The organism is Citrobacter sp. CFNIH10 (assembly GCF_002934585.1).
Taxonomy (GTDB): Bacteria; Pseudomonadota; Gammaproteobacteria; order Enterobacterales; family Enterobacteriaceae; genus Citrobacter_A; species Citrobacter_A amalonaticus.
The window spans coordinates 276,037-299,257 of sequence record NZ_CP026216.1; the positions used below are offsets into that span (position 1 = coordinate 276,037).

At 54.9% G+C, this 23,221-nt stretch carries 20 protein-coding genes and 1 pseudogene; 11 read left to right on the forward strand and 10 right to left on the reverse strand.

Features of this window, described 5'->3' with window-relative positions; translation table 11 throughout:
- The first annotated feature begins 103 nt into the window (after window positions 1–103).
- Window positions 104–3,010, forward strand: a complete 2,907-nt coding sequence (gene rapA / locus C2U53_RS04590; RefSeq protein WP_044267394.1) for an RNA polymerase-associated protein RapA — start codon at window positions 104–106, stop codon at window positions 3,008–3,010.
- Between the two features lie 11 nt (window positions 3,011–3,021).
- Complete coding sequence (rluA, locus tag C2U53_RS04595; protein ID WP_104445675.1) at window positions 3,022–3,681, forward strand: bifunctional tRNA pseudouridine(32) synthase/23S rRNA pseudouridine(746) synthase RluA; 660 nt, start codon at window positions 3,022–3,024, stop codon at window positions 3,679–3,681.
- Between the two features lie 163 nt (window positions 3,682–3,844).
- On the opposite strand, the gene djlA is transcribed toward rluA, so the two are convergent.
- Window positions 3,845–4,660 carry a co-chaperone DjlA gene (djlA, locus tag C2U53_RS04600; RefSeq protein ID WP_104445676.1) on the reverse strand — a complete coding sequence of 272 codons (816 nt, stop codon included), beginning with the start codon at window positions 4,658–4,660 and terminating at the stop codon, window positions 3,845–3,847.
- Window positions 4,661–4,915: 255 nt separating this feature from the next.
- Between djlA and lptD the strand changes: the two genes are divergently transcribed.
- The 6 genes from lptD to apaH are packed head-to-tail and all read left to right on the forward strand — an operon-like array spanning window position 4,916 to window position 11,656.
- A complete protein-coding gene (gene lptD / locus C2U53_RS04605) occupies window positions 4,916–7,270 on the forward strand; it encodes an LPS assembly protein LptD (protein WP_044255544.1) in 2,355 nt (784 codons plus the stop codon).
- A 53-nt stretch (window positions 7,271–7,323) separates the two neighbouring features.
- Window positions 7,324–8,610, forward strand: a complete 1,287-nt coding sequence (gene surA / locus C2U53_RS04610; RefSeq protein WP_042997967.1) for a peptidylprolyl isomerase SurA — start codon at window positions 7,324–7,326, stop codon at window positions 8,608–8,610.
- Entirely contained in the window at window positions 8,610–9,599 is a 990-nt protein-coding gene (pdxA, locus tag C2U53_RS04615; RefSeq protein WP_104445677.1) for a 4-hydroxythreonine-4-phosphate dehydrogenase PdxA, read from the forward strand. The genes surA and pdxA overlap by 1 nt, the downstream gene beginning before the upstream one ends.
- Entirely contained in the window at window positions 9,596–10,417 is an 822-nt protein-coding gene (gene rsmA / locus C2U53_RS04620; protein WP_042997969.1) for a 16S rRNA (adenine(1518)-N(6)/adenine(1519)-N(6))-dimethyltransferase RsmA, read from the forward strand. The genes pdxA and rsmA overlap by 4 nt, the downstream gene beginning before the upstream one ends.
- Window positions 10,418–10,419: 2 nt before the next feature.
- Window positions 10,420–10,797 carry a Co2+/Mg2+ efflux protein ApaG gene (gene apaG / locus C2U53_RS04625; RefSeq protein WP_042997970.1) on the forward strand — a complete coding sequence of 126 codons (378 nt, stop codon included), beginning with the start codon at window positions 10,420–10,422 and terminating at the stop codon, window positions 10,795–10,797.
- A gap of 10 nt (window positions 10,798–10,807) precedes the next feature.
- Window positions 10,808–11,656 carry a bis(5'-nucleosyl)-tetraphosphatase (symmetrical) ApaH gene (apaH, locus tag C2U53_RS04630; protein ID WP_042997971.1) on the forward strand — a complete coding sequence of 283 codons (849 nt, stop codon included), beginning with the start codon at window positions 10,808–10,810 and terminating at the stop codon, window positions 11,654–11,656.
- A 92-nt stretch (window positions 11,657–11,748) separates the two neighbouring features.
- Here apaH and folA read toward each other — a convergent pair whose 3' ends face one another.
- The 5 genes from folA to C2U53_RS04655 all read right to left on the reverse strand — a co-directional run bounded on the left by folA (window position 11,749) and on the right by C2U53_RS04655 (window position 16,582).
- Window positions 11,749–12,228, reverse strand: a complete 480-nt coding sequence (folA, locus tag C2U53_RS04635; RefSeq protein WP_042997972.1) for a type 3 dihydrofolate reductase — start codon at window positions 12,226–12,228, stop codon at window positions 11,749–11,751.
- A gap of 197 nt (window positions 12,229–12,425) precedes the next feature.
- Window positions 12,426–14,288, reverse strand: a complete 1,863-nt coding sequence (gene kefC, locus C2U53_RS04640) for a glutathione-regulated potassium-efflux system protein KefC (protein ID WP_044255555.1) — start codon at window positions 14,286–14,288, stop codon at window positions 12,426–12,428.
- Window positions 14,281–14,811, reverse strand: a complete 531-nt coding sequence (gene kefF, locus C2U53_RS04645; RefSeq protein WP_044255558.1) for a glutathione-regulated potassium-efflux system oxidoreductase KefF — start codon at window positions 14,809–14,811, stop codon at window positions 14,281–14,283. The genes kefC and kefF overlap by 8 nt, the downstream gene beginning before the upstream one ends.
- Window positions 14,812–14,914: 103 nt before the next feature.
- Complete coding sequence (locus tag C2U53_RS04650; protein ID WP_042997976.1) at window positions 14,915–15,148, reverse strand: YgdI/YgdR family lipoprotein; 234 nt, start codon at window positions 15,146–15,148, stop codon at window positions 14,915–14,917.
- Between the two features lie 102 nt (window positions 15,149–15,250).
- Window positions 15,251–16,582 (reverse strand): MFS transporter, encoded by a 1,332-nt coding sequence (locus C2U53_RS04655; RefSeq protein WP_104446871.1) that lies wholly within the window; start codon window positions 16,580–16,582, stop codon window positions 15,251–15,253.
- Window positions 16,583–16,622: 40 nt separating this feature from the next.
- On the opposite strand from C2U53_RS04655, the pseudogene C2U53_RS30700 reads away from it, so the two are divergent.
- A pseudogene (locus C2U53_RS30700) lies at window positions 16,623–16,724 on the forward strand (hypothetical protein); the annotation flags it as partial.
- On the opposite strand, the gene fixX reads toward C2U53_RS30700, so the two are convergent.
- The 4 genes from fixX to C2U53_RS04675 are packed head-to-tail and all read right to left on the reverse strand — an operon-like array spanning window position 16,721 to window position 20,041.
- Window positions 16,721–17,008: a ferredoxin-like protein FixX gene (gene fixX / locus C2U53_RS04660; RefSeq protein ID WP_042997977.1), complete on the reverse strand. Its 288-nt coding sequence runs from the start codon at window positions 17,006–17,008 to the stop codon at window positions 16,721–16,723. The pseudogene C2U53_RS30700 and the gene fixX overlap by 4 nt on opposite strands.
- The gene (locus C2U53_RS04665; RefSeq protein WP_042997978.1) at window positions 17,005–18,291 is read right to left on the reverse strand and encodes an FAD-dependent oxidoreductase; all 1,287 of its coding nucleotides are present in this window, start codon (window positions 18,289–18,291) and stop codon (window positions 17,005–17,007) included. Before C2U53_RS04665 ends, fixX begins: the two co-directional genes overlap by 4 nt.
- 22 nt (window positions 18,292–18,313) lie before the next feature.
- A complete protein-coding gene (locus tag C2U53_RS04670; RefSeq protein WP_044267383.1) occupies window positions 18,314–19,255 on the reverse strand; it encodes an electron transfer flavoprotein subunit alpha/FixB family protein in 942 nt (313 codons plus the stop codon).
- Between the two features lie 12 nt (window positions 19,256–19,267).
- Window positions 19,268–20,041: an electron transfer flavoprotein FixA gene (locus tag C2U53_RS04675; RefSeq protein WP_061070535.1), complete on the reverse strand. Its 774-nt coding sequence runs from the start codon at window positions 20,039–20,041 to the stop codon at window positions 19,268–19,270.
- Between the two features lie 478 nt (window positions 20,042–20,519).
- On the opposite strand from C2U53_RS04675, the gene caiT reads away from it, so the two are divergent.
- Window positions 20,520–22,037 (forward strand): L-carnitine/gamma-butyrobetaine antiporter, encoded by a 1,518-nt coding sequence (gene caiT, locus C2U53_RS04680; protein WP_042997981.1) that lies wholly within the window; start codon window positions 20,520–20,522, stop codon window positions 22,035–22,037.
- A 32-nt stretch (window positions 22,038–22,069) separates the two neighbouring features.
- Window positions 22,070–23,212, forward strand: coding sequence for a crotonobetainyl-CoA dehydrogenase (gene caiA, locus C2U53_RS04685; protein ID WP_042997982.1), 1,143 nt, complete (start codon window positions 22,070–22,072; stop codon window positions 23,210–23,212).
- Window positions 23,213–23,221 lie beyond the last annotated feature (9 nt).

Here is a 23,221-nt window from a genome sequence, read left to right on the forward strand (position 1 = left end):
TAGCGCCCTTTCCATTCCTGGACCCCATTTACCGTTCTGCCATAGCATCTCCCTGGCAGAGGGTGATTATTGCCTGCAATTAAAGATATAGAGCCGAACAAATATGCCTTTTACACTTGGTCAACGCTGGATCAGCGATACAGAAAGCGAACTGGGACTTGGAACCGTTGTCGCCATGGATGCGCGCACCGTCACTTTGCTTTTCCCCTCCACCGGTGAAAACCGTCTGTATGCGCGCAGTGACTCCCCCGTGACCCGCGTGATGTTCAACCCTGGCGATACCATTACCAGCCATGAAGGCTGGCAGCTGCAAATCGATGAAGTAAAAGAAGAAAATGGTTTGCTTGCCTACATTGGTACCCGTCTTGATACCGAAGAAGCCGGCGTCACGCTGCGTGAAGTCCTGCTCGACAGCAAACTGGCGTTCAGCAAACCGCAGGATCGCCTGTTTGCTGGTCAGATTGACCGCATGGATCGGTTTGCGCTGCGCTACCGCGCACGTAAATTTCAAAGTGAACAGTACCGCATGCCATGGAGCGGTCTGCGCGGCCAGCGCACCAGCCTGATCCCTCATCAGCTCAACATCGCCCACGATGTGGGTCGCCGTCATGCGCCGCGCGTACTGCTGGCAGATGAAGTGGGTCTGGGCAAAACCATTGAAGCCGGGATGATCCTGCATCAACAACTGCTTTCTGGTGCGGCAGAACGCGTGCTGATTATTGTGCCAGAAACCTTGCAGCATCAGTGGCTGGTCGAAATGCTGCGCCGTTTCAATCTACGTTTCGCCCTGTTTGACGACGAACGCTACGCCGAAGCGCAGCACGATGCGTTTAACCCGTTCGAAACCGAACAACTGGTGATCTGTTCTCTGGACTTCGCCCGCCGTAACAAGCAGCGTCTGGAACACCTGTGCGATGCCGAGTGGGATCTGCTGGTTGTCGATGAAGCCCACCACCTCGTCTGGAGCGAAGAGGCGCCGAGCCGTGAATATGTGGCGATAGAACAACTGGCAGAACGCGTGCCAGGCGTACTGTTGCTGACCGCCACCCCGGAACAACTGGGTATGGAAAGCCACTTTGCGCGTCTGCGCCTGCTGGATCCCAACCGTTTCCACGATTTCGCACAGTTTGTTGAAGAGCAGAAAAATTATCGCCCGGTTGCCGACGCCGTCGCTATGCTGCTGGCCGGTAACAAGCTCAGCAATGAAGAGCTCAACATGCTGGGCGAACTGATTGGCGAGCAGGATATTGAACCGCTGCTGCAAACGGCAAACAGCGACCGCGACGGTGCGCAGAACGCACGTCAGGAGCTGGTTTCCATGCTGATGGACCGCCACGGCACCAGCCGCGTGCTGTTCCGTAACACCCGTAACGGCGTAAAAGGCTTCCCGAAACGCGAACTGCACACCATTAAGCTGCCGCTGCCGACGCAGTATCAGACTGCCATTAAAGTGTCCGGCATCATGGGTGCCCGCAAAAACGCCGAAGACAGAGCGCGTGACATGCTCTATCCGGAACAGATTTATCAGGAATTTGAAGGGGATACCGGCACCTGGTGGAACTTCGACCCACGCGTTGAGTGGCTGATGGGCTACCTGACCAGCCATCGCTCACAGAAAGTGCTGGTGATCTGTGCGAAGGCGGCTACCGCCCTGCAGCTGGAGCAAGTGCTGCGCGAGCGCGAAGGTATCCGCGCGGCGGTCTTCCACGAAGGGATGTCGATTATCGAACGTGACCGCGCCGCCGCCTGGTTCGGCGAAGAGGACAGCGGTGCACAGGTGCTGCTGTGTTCAGAAATTGGCTCGGAAGGTCGTAACTTCCAGTTTGCCAGCAACCTGGTGATGTTCGACCTGCCATTTAACCCGGACCTGCTGGAACAACGTATTGGTCGTCTCGACCGCATCGGCCAGGCGCACGATATCCAAATCCATGTCCCGTATTTAGAGAAAACCGCCCAGTCGGTGCTGGTTCGCTGGTATCACGAAGGTCTGGATGCGTTCGAACATACCTGCCCGACCGGTCGTGCTATTTATGACACGGTTTACAGCAACCTGATTAACTACCTGGCGGCGCCCGAAGAGACCGATGGCTTTGAGGATCTGATCAAAAGCTGTCGCGAACAACACGAAGCGCTGAAAGCGCAGCTGGAACAGGGCCGCGACCGTCTGCTGGAGATCCACTCCAACGGCGGCGAAAAAGCGCAGCAACTGGCCGAAAGTATTGAAGAGCAGGACGACGACACCAGCCTTATCGCCTTTGCCATGAACCTGTTTGATATCGTGGGGATTAACCAGGACGATCGTGGTGAAAACCTGATTGTACTGACCCCATCCGATCACATGCTGGTGCCGGACTTCCCGGGGCTGCCGGAAGACGGTTGTACCATTACCTTTGAACGTGACGTGGCGCTGTCGCGTGAAGACGCGCAGTTTATTACCTGGGAACATCCGCTGATCCGTAACGGGCTGGATCTGATCCTCTCTGGTGATACCGGTAGCAGTACCATTTCCTTGTTGAAGAATAAGGCGCTGCCGGTCGGTACGCTGCTTCTGGAGCTGGTATACGTTGTGGAAGCCCAGGCACCGAAGCAGTTGCAGCTTAACCGCTTCCTGCCGCCGACGCCGGTGCGCATGCTGCTGGATAAAAACGGCAACAACCTCGCGGCGCAGGTGGAGTTTGAAACCTTCAACCGCCAGTTGAGTGCCGTAAACCGCCACACCGGCAGCAAACTGGTTAATGCGGTGCAGCAGGATGTTCATGCGATTCTGCAACTGGGTGAAGCGCAGGTTGAGAAGTCCGCCCGCGCCCTGATTGACGCGGCGCGTAATGAAGCGGATGAAAAACTGTCTGCAGAACTGTCGCGCCTGGAAGCGCTGCGCGCCGTCAACCCGAACATTCGTGATGATGAACTCGCGGCCATTGAAAGCAACCGTCAACAGGTGCTGGAAAGCCTGAATCAGGCAGGATGGCGTCTGGATGCGCTTCGTCTTATCGTCGTCACGCATCAGTAACGGAGTCAAATATGGCGATGGAAAACTACAATCCGCCGCAGGATCCCTGGCTGGTGATCCTGTATCAGGATGAGCACATTATGGTGGTCAACAAGCCAAGCGGCCTGTTATCCGTGCCGGGGCGTCTTGAGGAACACAAAGACAGCGTGATGACGCGTATCCAACGCGACTATCCACAGGCTGAATCTGTGCATCGTCTGGATATGGCAACCAGCGGCGTAATTGTAGTGGCCCTCACCAAGGCGGCAGAGCGAGAGCTGAAGCGTCAGTTTCGCGAGCGCGAGCCGAAAAAACAGTATGTGGCGCGGGTATGGGGACATCCTGCGCCCGCAGAGGGACTGGTGGATTTACCGCTCATCTGCGACTGGCCGAATCGTCCGAAACAGAAAGTGTGTTATGAAACCGGCAAAGCAGCGCAGACCGAATATGAAGTGGTGGAGTGTGCGGCAGATAACACCGCGCGAGTAGTGTTGAAGCCCATCACCGGACGTTCACACCAACTGCGCGTACATATGCTGGCGTTAGGCCACCCCATTCTCGGCGACCGTTTTTATGCCCCGCCTGAGGCGCTGGCGATGGCCCCCCGACTGCAACTGCATGCCGAGATGCTGACCATCACCCATCCCGCATACGGCAATAGCATGACGTTTAAAGCGCCAGCGGATTTTTAATCTTATAACGTAGCCCCTTTGAATTACGCTCGCGAATAGACACAAATCATTCGAGACGCATCGAGGCGGCAAGCGAAGAAATCCCCAGGAGCATAGATAACTATGTGACTGGGGTTTCACAGCGCGGCCAACAAAGAGGCAGCTTGAAGGATGCCGTGTATATTTATTTAAAGCCTTTCTGCTCTTTGATCAGCTCGTAAGCCTTCTGAATTTCCTGCGCTTTTTGCTTCGCCATTTCCATCATTTCCGGCGGCAGACCTTTCGCCACCAGCTTATCCGGATGGTGCTCGCTCATCTGCTTACGATAAGCACGTTTAATGGTAGTCGCATCGTCGGTAGGTTTAACCCCGAGGACGTTGCAGGCGTCCTCCAGCGTCGGGCCGCGTTGCGCCTGCTGCCAGCCACCGTCGCCGGACTGCTGCTGATAACCACCGCCAAACTGGGCTCCCCCTTGCATCATGCGCAGGAACTGATCGAACTGAGTGCGGGAAATGCCCAACTCTTCGGCAATCACATACAGCACTTCACGCTCGTTGGGATGCAGTGAACCATCGGCAAACGCCGCCTGAATCTGAATTTCAAGAAACATACGAATAAGATCGAAGCGACCAAAACAGACGCTACGAAACTGGCGCATTTTTTCACGTAACGGGTAATTATCTGATTTTCCGATACGAAACGCATTTTGCGCAGCCGATCGCGATTCACCGTGCAAATTCATCCTGTCCATCAGCACATTGGCGACATGGATATCGGCTTCGGTAACCCGTCCTTTCGATTTGGTTAAGTGCCCCATCACCTCAAAGGTGGTGGCAAAAAACAGCGCCTGACGCTCACGCTGGTTGGCAAACCACGCCATTTTGCGGCTGCGGGCTTTGTCGAACATGTGGCCAACCAACAGCCCCAGCACCACGCCCCAAAAGCCGCCGCCCATGAGCAGAGCCACGGCCACGCCAATTATTTTTCCCCAGTACTGCATAGACTCCCCAATTTGTCTCACTCTCGGTGAGGCCAGGTCCCACAAAATAAGCGGCTTTTTACGATCTTTCGGCTACGGTCAATTGTGGGACATCGCCTATAATTTGCATTATCATACCTGTCATTCACAGCCGTGACTAACACCACAGACGCTATAGCGGCAGGATTAACACTAGCGCTACGAACATGAGTAAGTTAGGCTGTGGCGGTTTGTCACGCGCGACGCTACTGATGATGGAACAATAAAATACAACGTATGAAAAAACGTATTCCCACCCTCCTGGCCACCATGATTGCCACTGCCCTTTACAGTCAACAGGGTCTGGCAGCCAGTCTCGCCTCACAATGTATGTTAGGCGTGCCAAGCTATGACCGTCCTCTGGTGCAGGGCGAGACAAATGAACTCCCCGTCACGATTAATGCCGATCATGCGAAAGGAAATTATCCTGACGACGCGGTGTTTACCGGCAATGTGGATATCATGCAGGGCAACAGCCGTCTGCAGGCCGACGAGGTGCAGCTTCATCAGAAAGAGGCTCAGGGTCAGCCTGAGCCTGTACGTACCGTCGATGCGCTCGGCAACGTCCATTACGATGACAACCAGGTTATCCTGAAAGGACCGAAGGGCTGGGCGAACCTGAACACCAAAGACACCAACGTCTGGGAAGGCGACTACCAGATGGTGGGCCGTCAGGGCCGCGGTAAAGCGGATCTGATGAAACAGCGCGGCGAAAACCGCTATACCATTCTTGAGAACGGGAGTTTCACCTCTTGTCTGCCGGGTTCTGATACCTGGAGCGTCGTCGGTAGCGAAGTGATCCATGACCGTGAAGAACAGGTCGCAGAAATCTGGAACGCCCGCTTTAAGCTGGGCCCGGTTCCTGTCTTTTACAGTCCGTATTTGCAATTGCCGGTCGGGGATAAACGCCGCTCCGGTTTCCTGATCCCCAACGCCAAGTACACGACAAAGAACTATTTTGAGTTCTATCTGCCGTATTACTGGAACATCGCGCCAAACATGGATGCGACCCTGACGCCGCACTATATGCACCGTCGCGGCGGCGTAATGTGGGAGAACGAATTCCGCTACCTGAGCCAGGCGGGCGCCGGTATTATGGAATTCGACTATCTGAACTCCGATCGCGTCTACGACGATGAGCATCCGAACGATGACAACTCGCGCCGCTGGCTGTTTTACTGGCGACATGCGGGGGTGATGGATCAGGTGTGGCGTTTCAACGTCGACTACACCAAAGTGAGCGACTCCAGCTACTTTAATGATTTCGATAACAAGTACGGTTCAAGTACCGACGGTTACGCGACGCAGAAATTCAGCGTCGGCTATGCGGTGCAGAACTTTGACGCCACTGTCTCAACCAAACAGTTCCAGGTGTTCAGCGATCAAAACACCAGCAGTTATTCCGCTGAACCACAGTTAGACGTCAACTTCTATCAGAACGACCTGGGTCCGTTTGATACCCGTATTTATGGCCAGGCCGTGCATTTTGTGAATACCAAAGACAACATGCCGGAAGCGACGCGCCTGCACCTGGAGCCGACTGTCAGCCTGCCGTTGTCAAACCAGTGGGGCAGCATCAACACCGAAGCGAAACTGCTGGCAACCCATTATCAGCAAACCAATCTGGACTGGTATAACAACCGTAATACCACTCAGTTGGATGATACCGCCAACCGTGTGATGCCGCAGTTCAAAGTCGACGGCAAGATGGTGTTTGAACGGGATATGAACATGCTCGCGCCGGGTTATACCCAGACGCTGGAGCCGCGCGCGCAGTATCTGTACGTGCCGTATCGCGACCAGAGCAACATCTACAACTACGACTCTTCCCTGCTGCAATCTGACTATACCGGCCTGTTCCGTGACCGCAGCTATGGCGGTCTGGACCGCATTGCCTCCGCCAACCAGGTCACGACGGGCGTCACATCTCGCGTATATGATGAGGCAGCAGTTGAACGTTTTAACGTTTCTGTTGGTCAAATCTACTATTTCACGGAGTCTCGCACTGGCGATGACAACATCCAATGGGAGAATGATGACCAGACGGGTTCATTAGTATGGGCGGGTGACACTTACTGGCGTATTTCGGATCGTTGGGGGCTGCGTGGCGGTATTCAGTACGACACCCGTCTGGATAGCGTCGCGACCAGCAGTTCCAGTATCGAATATCGTCGTGATGAAGACCGTCTGGTTCAGTTGAACTACCGTTACGCCAGCCCGGAGTATATTCAGGCGACATTGCCAGCAAGATATTCCACGGCAGAGCAGTACAAAAACGGGATTAGCCAGATCGGTACCGTCGCCAGTTGGCCGATTGCCGATCGCTGGTCGATTGTGGGTGCCTACTACTTCGACACCAACGTGAATAAACCCGCCGACCAGATGTTAGGTGTGCAGTACAACTCCTGCTGTTATGCGATCCGCGTCGGTTACGAGCGTAAGCTGAACGGTTGGGATAGCGATAAAGAACACGCGGTGTATGACAACGTGATTGGCTTTAACATTGAACTTCGTGGTCTGAGTTCCAACTATGGTCTCGGCACGAGCGAGATGTTACGTTCCAACATTTTGCCGTATCAAAACTCTTTGTGATCTGATTGATTTACCACGTAATCCGCAGTGCGGTTAATTGAAATGGAAAAAGTATGAAGAACTGGAAAACGCTGCTTCTCGGTATCGCCATGATCGCGAATACCAGTTTCGCTGCCCCGCAGGTAGTCGATAAAGTCGCAGCCGTCGTAAATAACGGTGTGGTACTGGAAAGCGACGTTGATGGCCTGATGCAGTCTGTCAAATTGAACGCCAACCAGGCAGGTCAACAGCTTCCGGACGACGCTACGCTGCGTCATCAGATCCTGGAACGTCTGATCATGGATCAGATTGTCCTGCAGATGGGTCAGAAGATGGGCGTAAAAATCTCTGACGAACAGCTTGATCAGGCGATTGCCAATATCGCTAAACAGAACAACATGACGCTGGACCAGATGCGAAGCCGTCTGGCTTACGATGGTCTGAGCTACTCAACCTACCGTAATCAGATCCGTAAAGAGATGACCATCTCTGAAGTGCGTAACAACGAAGTGCGCCGCCGCGTGACGATCCTGCCGCAGGAAGTGGATGCGCTGGCGCAGCAGGTTGGCAATCAAAATGATGCCAGTACGGAGCTGAACCTGAGTCACATCCTGATCCCACTGCCGGAAAACCCAACGTCTGACCAGGTGAACGAAGCAGAATCTCAGGCGCGTTCCATTGTCGATCAAGCCCGTAACGGCAGCGACTTCGGCAAACTGGCGATCACCTACTCTGCTGACCAGCAGGCGCTGAAAGGCGGCCAGATGGGTTGGGGTCGTATTCAGGAACTGCCAGGCATTTTTGCTCAGGCGCTGAGTACCGCGAAGAAAGGCGACATCGTTGGCCCGATTCGTTCAGGTGTCGGCTTCCATATCCTGAAAGTGAATGATATGCGCGGCCAGAGCCAGAGCATCTCCGTGACCGAAGTTCATGCCCGCCATATTCTGTTGAAGCCGTCGCCGATCATGACCGATCAGCAGGCGCGTCTGAAGCTTGAGCAAATCGCCGCTGATATTAAGAGCGGTAAAACCACCTTTGCTGCCGCAGCGAAAGAGTTTTCTCAGGATCCCGGCTCGGCTAACCAGGGCGGCGATCTGGGCTGGGCGGCTGCGGACATTTTCGATCCGGCATTCCGTGATGCGTTAACCCGCATGAACAAAGGCCAGATGAGCGCACCGGTGCACTCCTCTTTCGGTTGGCACCTGATCGAACTGCTGGATACGCGTAACGTCGATAAAACCGACGCCGCGCAGAAAGATCGCGCTTACCGTATGCTGATGAACCGGAAGTTCTCAGAAGAAGCAGCAACCTGGATGCAGGAACAACGCGCCAGCGCTTACGTTAAAATCCTGAGCAATTAATGACGGTTGCTCAACGCGTAGTGATCACTCCCGGCGAACCCGCCGGGATTGGTCCGGATCTCGTCGTTCAACTTGCCCAGCGCGACTGGCCGGTTGAACTGGTGGTCTGTGCCGATGCCACGGTATTGACTGACCGGGCGGCAATGCTCGGTCTTCCCCTCACGTTACGCCCTTACTCCCCGCAAAGGCCTGCTAAACCGCAGACTGCCGGCACGCTGACGCTGTTACCGGTCTCGCTTCGTGCGCCCGTCGTTCCTGGGCAGTTGGCCGTGGAGAATGGTAAGTATGTGGTGCAGACGCTGGCCTGTGCCTGTGACGGTTGTGTAGAGGGTGAATTTGCGGCGCTGATTACGGGCCCTGTGCATAAGGGCGTTATCAACGACGCTGGCGTGCCTTTCACCGGTCACACCGAGTTTTTTGAAGAGCGCTCGCAGGCGAAAAAAGTGGTGATGATGCTGGCGACGGAGGAGTTACGCGTCGCACTGGCAACGACCCATCTGCCGCTGCGTGATGTCGCCGATGCCATTACACCAGCACTGCTGCACGAAGTGATTGGCATTCTGCATCACGATCTGCGCACCAAATTTGGCGTGGACGATCCGCACGTGCTGGTCTGTGGTCTGAATCCGCATGCCGGTGAAGGGGGGCATATGGGCAGCGAGGAGATCGACACGATCGTTCCGGTGCTCGATACGCTCCGCGCGCAGGGGATGAAATTGACAGGTCCATTACCCGCCGACACGTTGTTTCAGGCCAAATATCTGCAACATGCTGATGCGGTACTGGCGATGTACCACGATCAGGGTCTCCCCGTGCTAAAATACCAGGGATTTGGTCGCGGCGTGAATATTACGCTGGGCCTGCCCTTTATTCGTACCTCGGTGGATCACGGTACCGCGCTTGAACTGGCGGGTCGGGGTGAAGCTGATGTCGGCAGTTTTATTACGGCGCTTAATCTCGCCATCAAAATGATTGTTAATACCCAATGAATAATCGAGTCCATCAGGGCCACTTAGCCCGTAAACGCTTCGGGCAAAACTTCCTCAACGATCAGTTTGTGATCGACAGCATTGTCTCCGCCATTAACCCGCAGAAGGGTCAGGCGATGGTCGAAATCGGCCCCGGTCTGGCTGCGTTGACGGAGCCGGTTGGCGAACGTCTGGATGCGCTGACGGTCATTGAACTGGACCGCGATCTGGCCGCGCGTCTGCAAACGCATCCCTTCCTGGGCCCCAAGCTGACTATCTATCAGCAGGACGCCATGACCATGAATTTCGGCGAATTGTCTGAAAAGATGGGTCAACCGCTACGCGTGTTCGGTAACCTGCCTTATAACATCTCTACGCCGCTGATGTTCCACCTGTTTAGCTATACTGATGCCATTGCCGATATGCACTTTATGTTGCAAAAAGAGGTGGTGAATCGTCTGGTTGCAGGACCAAACAGTAAGGCGTATGGTCGCTTAAGCGTCATGGCGCAATATTATTGCAACGTGATCCCGGTGCTTGAAGTGCCGCCGTCCGCCTTCACGCCGCCGCCAAAAGTCGATTCCGCCGTGGTGCGCCTGGTGCCGCACACTACGATGCCCTATCCGGTCAACGATATTCGCCTGTTGAGCCGCATCACCACAGAAGCGTTCAACCAGCGCCGTAAAACGATTCGTAACAGCCTCGGCAATCTGTTCAGCGTTGAGGTCTTGACGGAACTGGGTATTGACCCGGCAATGCGAGCGGAAAATATCTCTGTCGCGCAGTACTGCCAGATGGCGAACTATCTGTCAGAACACGCGCCATCGAAGGAGAGTTAAGCATGATCAATTCGCCCCGAGTGTGTATTCAGGTCCAAAGCGTCTATATCGAGGCGCAATCCTCACCTGAAGATGACCGTTACGTTTTTGCCTACACCGTAACCATCCGCAATCTGGGGCGAGCGCCCGTGCAGCTACTGGGACGCTATTGGTTGATCACCAACGGTCATGGCCGAGAAACTGAAGTCCAGGGAGAAGGTGTGGTTGGCGTTCAGCCGCACATTGAGCCTGGCGAAGAGTACCAGTACACCAGCGGCGCTGTTATCGAAACGCCGCTGGGCACGATGCAGGGTCATTACGAAATGATTGATGAGAACGGCGTCGCCTTTACCATCGATATTCCGGTTTTCCGACTCGCCGTTTCCACTCTCATTCACTAAAACAATAGCTATGGCAACATACCTTATTGGCGACGTTCACGGTTGCTACGACGAACTGATCGCATTGCTACAACAAGTCAATTTTACCCCTGAAAGCGATACCCTGTGGCTGACGGGGGATCTGGTTGCCCGTGGCCCAGGTTCACTGGACGTGCTGCGTTATGTGAAATCACTCGGTGACTGCGTGCGCCTGGTGCTGGGTAATCACGACCTGCATCTGCTGGCGGTCTTCGCCGGTATCAGTCGTAACAAACCGAAAGACCGCCTGAGTCCGCTGCTGGAAGCGCCGGACGCAGACGAACTGCTCAACTGGCTGCGTCGCCAACCGCTGTTGCAGATAGATGAAGAGAAAAAACTGGTGATGGCGCATGCGGGTATCACACCGCAGTGGGATTTGCAGACTGCCAAAGACTGCGCGCGCGATGTTGAAGCGGTGCTGTCGAGTGACTCTTACCCCTTCTTCCTCGACGCCATGTATGGCGACATGCCAAATAACTGGACGCCGGAACTGACCGGACTGGCACGCCTGCGCTTTATCACCAACGCCTTTACCCGGATGCGTTACTGCTTCCCGAACGGGCAACTGGATATGTACAGCAAAGAGTCCCCGGAGGATGCCCCGGCACCGTTGAAACCGTGGTTTGCCATTCCCGGACCGGTCAGCGAAGCCTACAGCATTGCGTTTGGTCACTGGGCGTCTCTGGAAGGAAAAGGAACGCCGGAGGGAATCTATGCGCTGGATACCGGGTGCTGCTGGGGAGGAAATTTAACCTGCCTGCGCTGGGAAGATAAGCAGTACTTTGTGCAGCCGTCAAACCGGCAGATGGATCTGAATGAAGGCGAAGCCGTTAACGCCTGATCTGTTTGCCTGATGGCGCTACGCTTATCCGGCCTACAAACCATCTCGTAGGCCGGATAAGACGCTAAGCGTCGCCATCCGGCACTCATCGCTTAGCGACGTTCCAGAATTTCGAAGCAATAGCTGTGTGAATTCTGCCCGTCAGCGTCGTGAAACTCGCTGAACACCGATTCCCAGTCGTCCGGCTCGTAGTCCGGGAAATGCGTATCCCCTTCCACTTCCGCATCAATGTGCGTCAGATACAGTTTCTGCGCTTTGGGCAGGAACTGCTCGTACACACGACCACCGCCAATCACCATAATTTCTGGCGCATCACCACAGGCGGTAATCGCTTCATCAACCGATTTCACCCACTGCACGCGATCGTCAGTACCCGGCTGGCTGCTGATGACGATGTTCTTACGTCCCGGCAACGGTCGGCCGATGGATTCCCAGGTATGGCGTCCCATAACGACAGGTTTATTTAACGTATTACGTTTAAACCAGGCGAGATCCGCAGGCAGATTCCACGGCATGGCGTTTTCCATGCCAATAACGCGATCTACCGCTAACGCAGCAATCAGACTGATCATTGAATATTTCCCGGAGCAAAAAAAATTGTCGCCACTATACGGAAAGAGCAATCTTTCGTCGACTAACGAACAGAAGAAGAGCACGAAAATTTTCCGATCTGCTGGCGAGTCCACGACTTGTCAGTGGACTCCCGGCATTACAGTAGTTCAAAAACAATTAGTTAACAGTAAAGTTTGCAGTACATCACATTTTTGACTTAGGTTGACGGTTTAACTTCTGGCTCATCGGCAACGTCTCCCGTGTGTTTGCCTTCCTCAGTCCCCTGCCAGCCATGACGCTGAATCAACGACAGATGTTCGCGATCCTCGGTGATGATTTCGCTCAGCATCGCGCTGGTCCGTTTATAGACTGCCGCACGGGAGGTGGCATCATCCTCACCTTTCGCCATCTCTTCTACCATTTGCGTATTAAAGCGACGGAACAGGTCCGCGCGTTCACGCGCTTCATAGCGGCCAAGCCCAAGACTTTCCAGCGCCAGACGCCCGGTTTTAAGCGCGCCTTCAAACGTTTCACGTTCCGGTTGCTCGACGCCCGCCTGGCGCAAACGAATGTAATGATCGACATCGCGTGCCCGGGCAATAATTTGCAGGTTCGGGAAATGGTCTTTTACCATCTCCGTCAGCTCCAGGTTGGTTTGCGGATCGTCAATGGCGTTGATCAGCACTTCCGCTTTCGCCGCCCCGGCGGACTCCAGCAGGTCCATCCGCGTCGCATCACCGTAGAACACCTTCATGCCAAATTTACGCAGCGTCTCGATGTGGTCCGGATCGTGATCGAGAACGACCATCTTCACACCGCTGGAGAGCAGTAAACGACCGGTGATCTGCCCGAAGCGGCCAAATCCGGCAATAATCACCCGCGGCTGTTCTTCATCAATTTCATCGGCTTCCCGCTCTTCACCGGAAGCGGATTTCTCCATTCGCGTAAGGATGACCAGGAAAATCGGCGTCGCGGCCATCGACAGTGCCACCGCCAGCGTCAGCGCCTTCGCCCATTGTGGATCGAGCACGTTCGCCATCTGCGCCGCGCCAAAGACCACAAACGCGAACTCACTGCCCTGTCCGAGGAGTACCGCAAACCAGCGGCGCTGCTTATTCGGCACCTGTAAAGGACGGGCAATCAGCCATAGCATCCCGGTTTTAATCACCAGGAAACCGACCAGCAGAATGATGATACGGAGCGGATTATCGATAAGCGTCCCGAAGTCGATAGACATGCCGACACCGATGAAAAACAGCCCCAGCAGCAGCCCCTTAAACGGCTCGATGTCGCTTTCCAGCGCGTGGCGATACTCAGAGCTTGCCAGCAATACGCCAGCCAGGAACGCCCCCATCGCCATCGACAGCCCAACTTCTTCAAGCAACAGCCCGAAGCCAAAGACCAGAAACAGCGCCACGGCGCTGAAGACTTCGCGCAGGCCAGAACGCGCAACGAAACGCAGCGCCGGGCGGGTCACATAGCGCCCCAGCAGTACCACCAGGACTAACGCACCAGCCACTTTCAGTGCTGACAGCGCGAATGCGCCAAGCGTGGTTGACGCCCCGCTGGTCGCCAGTAGCGGAATCATTGCCACCAGCGGAATCGCCGCGATGTCCTGGAACAGCAGCACAGCAAAGGCGCTGCGTCCCATCTGCGAAACGGTCAGGTTGCGCTCATTCATCGCCTGCATAGCTATCGCCGTGGAGGAGAGCGCCAGCGTCATACCAATCAGTTCCGCCACCTGCCAGCGCAGACCGAGGAACATACAAAACAGACCAATCAGGCCGCCGCAGACCACCATCTGTAGCGCGCCGCCGCCAAACACTGAAGCGCGCAGTTTCCATAGCCGCTGGGGATCAAGCTCCAGGCCAATGACAAACAGCATCAGCACCACGCCGATTTCAGCAAAGTGCAGAATAGATTCGGCATCGGTCACCAGACGTAACCCCCAAGGGCCGATGATGCACCCCGCAATGAGATAACCCAGCACCGAGCCTAAGCCCAACCGGACGGCAATCGGCACGATGAGCGCCGCCGACCCAAGATAAATCAGCGCCTGTATGAGCGTATGGCTATCCATTGTGCGCCTCCTGCCATGCCATCAGTCGTTGCTTGTAATGACGCGCCTGCGCCTGCAGCGTTTCGTCGTCGCAAATAAACGTACAGTGCATTGCAAACGGCGCAAGCCAGTTGAGCCCGCAGTAGATGGCTGTCGCCTGGAGCGGCTGTGAGAGTACGTCAAACCCCGGATGCGAGCCGATATCGAAGTGATTATCGCCGCCGCCAGTAGTCACCGCCCACATGACTTGCTTACCGCGCAGCGCGGTCCCGCCGTGACCATAGGCCCAGCCGTGGGAAAGCACTTTATCCATCCACAGTTTGAGTAGGGGGGGAACGCTGTACCATTGCATGGGATGCTGCCAGACGATCAGGTCAGCGCGAGAAAGCGCCTCTTGTTCCGCAGCGATATCGATATTGAAATCAGGGTAGAGTTCATAGAGAGAACGAACTTCGACGCCTTCCAGCGTCCTTGCCTGCTCAAGCATCCGTTTATTCGCATGCGAATGCTGCGGATAAGGATGCGCATAAATGATAAGAATCATGATTAGCCTGTTATTTTACCACTCTGTTTTATAAGAGAGTGTAGTCAGTAAACCAACAGGCTAATAGTGAATATTATTGAGCGGATGAATGGGGAAAATTGAACTAGTTATCCAGCTCGCTCATATTTTTCACCTGATCGCGGTTAATTTGCTCCGTCTGACCCGTTTCGGCATTTTTGTAGGAGACCAGGCCCGTGTCATCGTCTACCTGCGGTTTACCGTCGGTGACAATGGTTCGGCCATCGGTCGTACGCACAGCCTGGTTCGAGGAGCAGCCTGCGAGAGTAAAGACGGTTGCTGCGGTGAAAAGGGAAGCGATTAATAGTTTCTTTTGCATGGTGTTCTCCCTGCTTTTCAGTCATTTTCAGTGATATACCCATTAACTGTAGACGCACTGACTGAGGTTGAGGGGAAATACAGAACACTCTGAAGACTCACCTTAACACAACGGTTTCCTGCGAATCGTCATCGTACTGGTCTGGGCAAGCGTCAGACCGCGCGTTTCTGGCGCGAAGGCAATGGAGACCAGCAACCCGACCAACGAGATCCCCGCCCCCATCAGCATCACCTGACTAATACCATATTTAGTAATGAAAATAGGCAGCGCCCAGGTCGAGAGGATGGTACCGATACGACTCAACGACATGATAACCCCCACTGCGGAGGCGCGAATGTCGGTCGGGAACAGTTCATTGGGATAGAGCCATTGCAAATTCCCCGGTCCGCCGGAGAAAAAGGCGTACACTGCGAATGCCGTTACCACCAGCCAGATCCCCATTTCCGGGATCAGCCCCAGCACCGCCAACGCCAGCGTCATCATCACGAAGCTGCCAATCAGCAGCGGCCTCCGCCCCGCGCTGTTCAGCCAGAACATTGGCGGAATACAACCCAGCATAAAGAACAGGCTGATCACCACATTCCCCAGCGCTGCGCTCTTCCCGGCCCCCAGTCCCAACAGGCCGACGATCTGCGGACCAAAGGTGTAAATGGCAAACATCGGGATCACCTGACAGGTCCAGATCGCGGCGACAAACAGCACAAACGGGAAGTGGCGACGATTAAACAATTGTAAAAAGCGCGTCTCCTGCGCTGTGTCTTCATCGAACGCAACCGGCTCACCGAACAGCTTGATCATCATCGCTTCACACTCTTTGACCCGGCCTTTACGCAACAGCCAGCGCGGAGACTCGGGCAGATCGAAGCGACCAATCAGGATCAACAGGCAAGGGATCGCCGCGCTGCCCAGCATCCAGCGCCAGCCGCCCTCGACGTCATAGAGCCAGTAACCAACCAGATCGGCGCAGGTCGCGCCGACGTACCACATCGCCGCAATAAAGCTTATAGAGAAGGCACGTTGGCGGGTACTGGAAAATTCGGTGATCATCGAGGTGGCAATGGGATAATCCGCACCAATCACCACGCCAATCAGCACCCGCATCACCAGCAGTTCAACCGGAGATGAGACAAACATAGTGGCCAACGATATCACCCCAATAGCGATGATATCGATAAGAAACATTTTGCGCCGCCCCACTTTGTCCGAGATATAGCCAAACAAAGAGGTGCCGACAAACAGCCCGGCCAGCGTCCCCGCGCCCAACAGGCCAATCCACTCAGCATCCAGCTTCAGCGCAGGCGTGAGCTGTTCTAGCGCGACGCCAATCATCACCAGCACATAACCGTCCAGAAACGGTCCACCGCTTCCCCACAGCATGATCCTGCGGTGAATAGAGGAGAACTGGATGTCATCAAAGTTCCTGGGCTGTTGCATGGCAATGTCCTGTTTGCCGACATTCGGCATTAGTGCTTAACTGCCTGATGGCGCTGCGCTTATCAGGCCTACTTATCCCCGTAGGCCGGATAAGGCGTTTTCGCCGCCATCCGGCAGTGGAGCGTATACCTGTACTCATTAACCGTAACGAAACTCCACGCCGAAGGTGCCGCGTGGGTACTCCCATTTTTCCAGCGCCGTATCAAGTCCGAGAATTCGACACGTTCCGCACTCCAGGCATCCGGCATAATCAAAGCGCACGCTGCCGTCATCCTGCTTTTTGTATAACCCGGCCGGACAGGCTTTGATCAACACTTCCAGCACCTGCTTATCCGGCGCAGTTTTCATGATGATGTGCGGATGCTCTTCATCGACATTGAATTTGTTGACGCCCAGCTTGACGTCTACGTTGACGGGAGAAGTCATAATACGGTCACTCCTTTAATGCCATCCTTCATCAGGTTGATGAAGCCCACTTTCTTCGCATGGCGCAGGATCGTCTTACGCATCGGCACCGGCGCACTACCATCGACGGTAAAGAGGTCACGGGCGATACCAACAACCATTTCCGGGTAGCGGGTGAACATGCGCGGGTTATCGAGGAACGCCGGCAACCGCTGGTACATACGCATATCGCGCATCGGACCGTTGTCGAGATGCTGGCGATATTCCGCCAGCCCCTGACGGCTAAAGTCGTTGTTTTGCATGGCGGAAAGCACCGTTTTCGCCGCCGCTTCACCTGCTGCCACCGCGAGATCCATCCCGCGAATCGTGAAGCCGAGATTCATACACATACCCGCCGCGTCGCCCGCAATCAGCACGCCGTCGCCCACCAGCTCAGGCTGCATGTTCATCCCTGCTTCCGGCACCACGTGTGCCGCGTACTCCACCAGCTTGCCACCCGCGATCAGCGGGGCAACGGCCGGATGCTGTTTGAAATCTTCCAGCATTTGCGGGACCGATTTTTTCGCCTCTTTCAGATGATGAAGCCCGCATACCAGCCCCAGTGACAGGGTGTTTTCGTTGGTATACAGGAAGCCACCGCCCATCAGGCCATCCGTGGGCGATCCCGCGAACAGACAGGCCGCCCCTTCGTTACCCTGCAACTGGAAGCGATCTTCAATCACCGATTTCGGCAGTTCGATCAGCTCTTTCACGCCGACCGCCACGTGCGAGGCCTCAACGCGTTTTGCCATTCCCAGTTTTTCCGCCAGCAGGGAGTTGACGCCATCGGCTAGGATCACCACTTTCGATTCGATGATGTCGCCGTCCGCTTCTACACCAACGACTTTGCCATCGCGCTGCACGACGTTATCCACGCGGATCCCGGTGATCAACTGCGCGCCCGCCTCTTCCGCCTGCTCCATCAGCCAGGCGTCAAATTTACTGCGCAACACCGAATAAGAGACCTGCGACGGGCCAGCCTTTTCACCGTTGAGATAGTCCACGGTCATCGCCCCGTTATCGGTCATAAAGGCGAGCTTTTCATGGGTAATGACTCGTTCAACAGGGGCCTGCTGAGCAAAGCCTGGAAGAATGCGCTCCAGACTGTGAGCATAGATGCGCCCACCGGTGACATTCTTCGCGCCAGCGGAATTTCCGCGCTCGATAACCAACACCTGGGCCCCTTCGCGGGCGAGCACCAGGGCCGCGACGGAACCGGCAAGCCCCGCGCCCACGATGATGGCATCAAAGATATCTTCGGACATACGTACTCCCTGCCTGAATGGTTTAGCGTGCCAGTGCGGTCGTCAGCGCGGGCAGGATTTTCAGCGCATCGCCGACAATGCCGTAATCCGCGTACTGAAATATCGGCGCATTTTTGTCTTTGTTGATGGCAAAAATAGTCTGCGCGCCGTTTGCCCCCACCATGTGCTGGATCTGCCCGGAGATCCCCACCGCCAGGTACAATTCCGGCTTGAGCATCAGATTCGAGATCCCGACATAGCGCTCATGCTCCATCCACTTCTCGTTTTCGGCGACCGGACGCGAGCAGGCCAGCTCCGCGCCAATGGCCTGACACAGCGCTTGCGCCAGTGAGATATTCTCTTTGCTGCCGATACCGCGTCCCACGCTGACCACCAGCCGGGCTTTATCGAGATCAACGCTGTTACTCTGACGTGGCTGCGTGGCAGTGCGCGTGACGGTAATTCCCGGCGCCTGCCAGGCTACGCTGTGCGTCTCGCCGCTGCGGGTCGCATCAGGCTGTTGCGCCTCAAAAGTGCCGCTGCTGAGTGTCAGTACCGCAAACGGCGTGGAGAGCGTCTCTTCGCCCATCGCCAGGCCGCCATACACCATGTGTTTGACCGTCGCCCGGCCATCCTGCTGCGTCACGGTGCTGGCATCATTAGAAACCGCTGCGGCAAGGCGATAGCCCAGTTTTGCCGCCAGCAGTTTGCCGCGACGGGTGTTGGGCAGCAGCAACAGGCCAGAATCACCCTGTTGACGAACGGTCTGTGCCATCACGTCCGCATAATCTTCCACCATACGATCGTCCGGCTTGCCGCTCAGTTGCCAGACGTGATGTGCGCCCAACTGAATGGCCGTGGTTGCCTCATCGGCGCTTTGCACAAATGCGTTAATCTGTTCACCTAAAATCTGCGCGCCGCTCATCAGTTCCGGCAGGCGAGACGCGGTATCGCTGAATACCCAGACGCTGGAAAACTTGCTCATAACATCCCCTTCTTAATTAATGATTTTGCGCAGACTATCGGCAAACGCAGCGATCTGTTCTTCACCATCGCCTTCAATCACAATGCGCTGGCGCTCACGTTGTTTCGGTGCGGCCACCGTTTGCGTGGACCAGGCGTCCCCGGCGCTAAAGCCAATGTCCGCCGCTGACCAGACCTGAACCGGTTTTTTCGCCGCCCCCAGAATGGCTTTCATCGATGGTATTTGTGGAGAGTTAATATCGGTGGAAACGGCCACGACCGCCGGCAGCGGAATGCTCAGCGTTTCAATTTCATCTTCCAGTTCACGTTCAACGGTCAGCGTACTTTCCGTCAGTGAGAGGATCTTGCTCACGCCGTTGATGGCGGGAATGTTCAGCGTTTCGCCTACCAGCAGGCTGACCTGCTGGGCGTAGAGATCGGAGGAACCATCGCCGCAGAGAATCAGATCAAAACCCGACTTTTGCGCGGCAGCAGCCAGCGCTGCGGCGGTTTGCTGTGGCAATGCCTGCTCGAACCGATCGTCAATGACGACCACCAGTTCGTCCGGGCCGCGGGAGAGGACATCCTTACGCCCTTTCGCGTTGGTTAACGCCTTGCCGCCCACGCTCAGGGCGATCACCTGCGCGTCGCTGGTCTGCTGTTTCAGTTGGCAGGCCGCTTCAATCGCATTCAGGTCGTACTGGCTGATTTTGCCATCTGCTTTGCTGAAATCTAATGAACCATCTGCGTGATTGACGACAATATCCTGTTCATCAGGTACGCACTTGTAGCAAGTAATTATCTTCATTGCATCTCCAGAAATCATGAAGGAAACGTATATATATCGGCGGTGTTAAATACAGATATCACGCTCTTTAATTCGGAAATAAAACCATAATCACCAATATTGAAAATGTCACACACTGATATTCGCAACTTTCAATATTGTTAAGCACCTCACCAATATTGAAATCCGGCGTCCAAAAGAAATATTTTCAATATTGCCTGGCAGATCACCAATATTGAACGCCAAACGGTGAAAAACCCAACAAATTAGAGTATAACACAATGATAAATATACATTTTCAAAGGCTGTTCGCACCAAAACACCCCAAACAAAAAGTGTGACGAAGATTACAGAATGCCGCAAAACGAATACCCATTATGAGTTACTCGCCAACGCGTCCTGAGGTTAAACGGGTATCAACAAATATTTAATAAAAATAAACAAAAATAAAACAAACGGGAACGCTAAATAAATTTCGTTTTCAACCTGGAATTCACTCATGAAAAATGAAAAGAGAAAGTCTGGAATTGAGCCAAAGGTTTTTTTCCCGCCGCTAATAATCGTCGGAATACTTTGCTGGCTAACGGTACGCGATCTCGATGCCGCAAATGTCGTTATTAATGCCGTCTTTAGTTATGTCACCAATGTCTGGGGATGGGCATTTGAGTGGTATATGGTCATTATGCTCATCGGCTGGTTCTGGCTGGTGTTTGGTCCCTACGCGAAAAAGAAATTAGGTGACGAGAAACCGGAGTTCAGCACCGCCAGCTGGATCTTCATGATGTTCGCCTCCTGTACCTCTGCCGCCGTGCTGTTCTGGGGATCGATAGAGATTTACTACTACATCTCCACGCCGCCGTTTGGCCTGGAACCTAACTCCACCGGAGCGAAAGAGATTGGCCTCGCTTACAGCCTGTTTCACTGGGGACCGCTGCCGTGGGCGACTTATAGCTTCCTCTCCGTGGCCTTCGCCTACTTCTTCTTTGTGCGCAAGATGGACGTCATTCGTCCCAGCTCCACGCTGGTGCCGCTGGTCGGCGAAAAACACGCCAAAGGTCTGTTAGGCACCATCATTGATAACTTCTATCTGGTCGCACTGATCTTCGCGATGGGCACCAGCCTTGGGCTGGCGACGCCGCTGGTCACCGAATGTATGCAGTACCTGTTTGGTATCCCGCACACGCTGCAACTGGATGCGATCATCATTACCTGCTGGATCATTCTTAACGCCATTTGCGTGGCCTGCGGCCTGCAAAAAGGGGTCAGGATCGCCAGTGACGTGCGCAGCTATCTGAGCTTCCTGATGCTCGGCTGGGTGTTCATCGTCAGCGGCGCCAGCTTCATTATGAACTACTTCACCGACTCCGTCGGGACGCTGCTGATGTATCTGCCGCGCATGCTGTTCTACACCGACCCGATCGCCAAAGGCGGTTTCCCACAGGGCTGGACGGTCTTCTACTGGGCGTGGTGGGTGATTTACGCCATTCAGATGAGCATCTTCCTGGCGCGTATCTCTCGCGGTCGTACCGTGCGTGAACTGTGCTTTGGCATGGTGCTGGGCCTGACCGCCTCCACCTGGATCCTGTGGACGGTACTGGGCAGTAACACTCTGCTGTTGATGGATAAAAACATCATCAACATCCCGCAACTGATTGCCGATCACGGCGTGCCGCGCGCGATTATCGAAACCTGGGCCGCCCTGCCGCTCAGCACCGCCACGATGTGGGGATTCTTTATTCTCTGCTTTATTGCCACCGTTACGCTGATCAACGCCTGCTCTTACACCCTGGCAATGTCAACCTGCCGTGAAGTGCGCGATGGCGAAGAGCCGCCGTTACTGGTGCGTATCGGCTGGTCAGTGCTGGTCGGCGTGATTGGCATCGTGCTGCTGGCACTCGGCGGCCTGAAGCCAATACAAACCGCGATTATCGCCGGGGGCTGCCCGCTGTTCTTCGTCAACATTATGGTGACGCTCTCCTTTATCAAAGACGCCAAAGTGCACTGGAAAGATAAATAAACCTAATTACCCCATGACATAGAGGTTAGAAGATGGATTTCAATTTCAATGATGAGCAGGAACTGTTTGTCGCCGGTATTCGTGAACTGATGGCCAGTGAGAACTGGGAAGCCTATTTTGCCGAATGCGATCGCGACAGCGTGTATCCGGAGCGTTTCGTGAAAGCGCTGGCGGACATGGGCATCGATAGCCTGCTGATCCCGGAAGAACATGGCGGCCTGGAAGCCGGATTCGTCACCGTGGCTGCCGTCTGGATGGAACTGGGACGCCTCGGTGCGCCTACGTACGTGCTGTATCAGCTGCCGGGCGGGTTTAATACCTTCCTGCGCGAAGGCACCCAGGAGCAGATCGATAAAATCATGGCGTTCCAGGGAACCGGGAAACAAATGTGGAACTCCGCCATCACCGAACCGGGAGCGGGATCGGATGTTGGTAGTCTGAAAACCACTTATACCCGCAAAAATGGTAAGGTTTATCTTAATGGTAGTAAGTGTTTTATCACCAGTAGCGCCTACACCCCTTATATCGTGGTGATGGCAAGAGACGGCGCTTCCCCGGATAAACCTGTCTATACCGAATGGTTTGTCGACATGAGTAAACCCGGCATCAAGGTCAACAAACTTGAGAAGTTGGGTCTGCGCATGGACAGCTGCTGTGAAATCAACTTTGACGATGTCGAGCTGGACGAAAAAGACATGTTCGGTCGGGAAGGTAACGGCTTTAACCGCGTAAAAGAAGAGTTCGACCACGAACGTTTCCTGGTAGCCCTCACCAACTACGGTACAGCAATGTGCGCCTTTGAAGATGCGGCGCGCTACGCCAACCAGCGCGTGCAGTTTGGCGAAACGATCGGTCGTTTCCAGTTGATCCAGGAGAAGTTCGCCCATATGGCGATCAAATTAAACTCCATGAAAAACATGCTGTTAGAAGCGGCATGGAAAGCCGACAACGGTACCATCACCTCGGGTGATGCGGCGATGTGTAAATACTTCTGCGCCAACGCGGCGTTTGAAGTCGTGGACACCTCCATGCAGGTTCTCGGTGGTGTTGGGATTGCGGGTAACCACCGCATCACCCGCTTCTGGCGTGACCTGCGCGTTGACCGCGTATCCGGCGGCTCTGACGAAATGCAGATCCTGACGCTCGGTCGTGCCGTGCTGAAACAATACCGTTAAGACAGCGAC

Bases quoted from the DNA above. Each gene is read 5' to 3' on its own strand.
- rapA (WP_044267394.1), top strand. From the start codon at position 104: ATGCCTTTTACACTTGGTCAACGCTGGATCAGCGATACAGAAAGCGAA.
- rluA (WP_104445675.1), top strand. From the start codon at position 3,022: ATGGCGATGGAAAACTACAATCCGCCGCAGGATCCCTGGCTGGTGATC.
- djlA (WP_104445676.1), bottom strand. From the start codon at position 4,660: ATGCAGTACTGGGGAAAAATAATTGGCGTGGCCGTGGCTCTGCTCATG.
- lptD (WP_044255544.1), top strand. From the start codon at position 4,916: ATGAAAAAACGTATTCCCACCCTCCTGGCCACCATGATTGCCACTGCC.
- surA (WP_042997967.1), top strand. From the start codon at position 7,324: ATGAAGAACTGGAAAACGCTGCTTCTCGGTATCGCCATGATCGCGAAT.
- pdxA (WP_104445677.1), top strand. From the start codon at position 8,610: ATGACGGTTGCTCAACGCGTAGTGATCACTCCCGGCGAACCCGCCGGG.
- rsmA (WP_042997969.1), top strand. From the start codon at position 9,596: ATGAATAATCGAGTCCATCAGGGCCACTTAGCCCGTAAACGCTTCGGG.
- apaG (WP_042997970.1), top strand. From the start codon at position 10,420: ATGATCAATTCGCCCCGAGTGTGTATTCAGGTCCAAAGCGTCTATATC.
- apaH (WP_042997971.1), top strand. From the start codon at position 10,808: ATGGCAACATACCTTATTGGCGACGTTCACGGTTGCTACGACGAACTG.
- folA (WP_042997972.1), bottom strand. From the start codon at position 12,228: ATGATCAGTCTGATTGCTGCGTTAGCGGTAGATCGCGTTATTGGCATG.
- kefC (WP_044255555.1), bottom strand. From the start codon at position 14,288: ATGGATAGCCATACGCTCATACAGGCGCTGATTTATCTTGGGTCGGCG.
- kefF (WP_044255558.1), bottom strand. From the start codon at position 14,811: ATGATTCTTATCATTTATGCGCATCCTTATCCGCAGCATTCGCATGCG.
- C2U53_RS04650 (WP_042997976.1), bottom strand. From the start codon at position 15,148: ATGCAAAAGAAACTATTAATCGCTTCCCTTTTCACCGCAGCAACCGTC.
- C2U53_RS04655 (WP_104446871.1), bottom strand. From the start codon at position 16,582: ATGCAACAGCCCAGGAACTTTGATGACATCCAGTTCTCCTCTATTCAC.
- fixX (WP_042997977.1), bottom strand. From the start codon at position 17,008: ATGACTTCTCCCGTCAACGTAGACGTCAAGCTGGGCGTCAACAAATTC.
- C2U53_RS04665 (WP_042997978.1), bottom strand. From the start codon at position 18,291: ATGTCCGAAGATATCTTTGATGCCATCATCGTGGGCGCGGGGCTTGCC.
- C2U53_RS04670 (WP_044267383.1), bottom strand. From the start codon at position 19,255: ATGAGCAAGTTTTCCAGCGTCTGGGTATTCAGCGATACCGCGTCTCGC.
- C2U53_RS04675 (WP_061070535.1), bottom strand. From the start codon at position 20,041: ATGAAGATAATTACTTGCTACAAGTGCGTACCTGATGAACAGGATATT.
- caiT (WP_042997981.1), top strand. From the start codon at position 20,520: ATGAAAAATGAAAAGAGAAAGTCTGGAATTGAGCCAAAGGTTTTTTTC.
- caiA (WP_042997982.1), top strand. From the start codon at position 22,070: ATGGATTTCAATTTCAATGATGAGCAGGAACTGTTTGTCGCCGGTATT.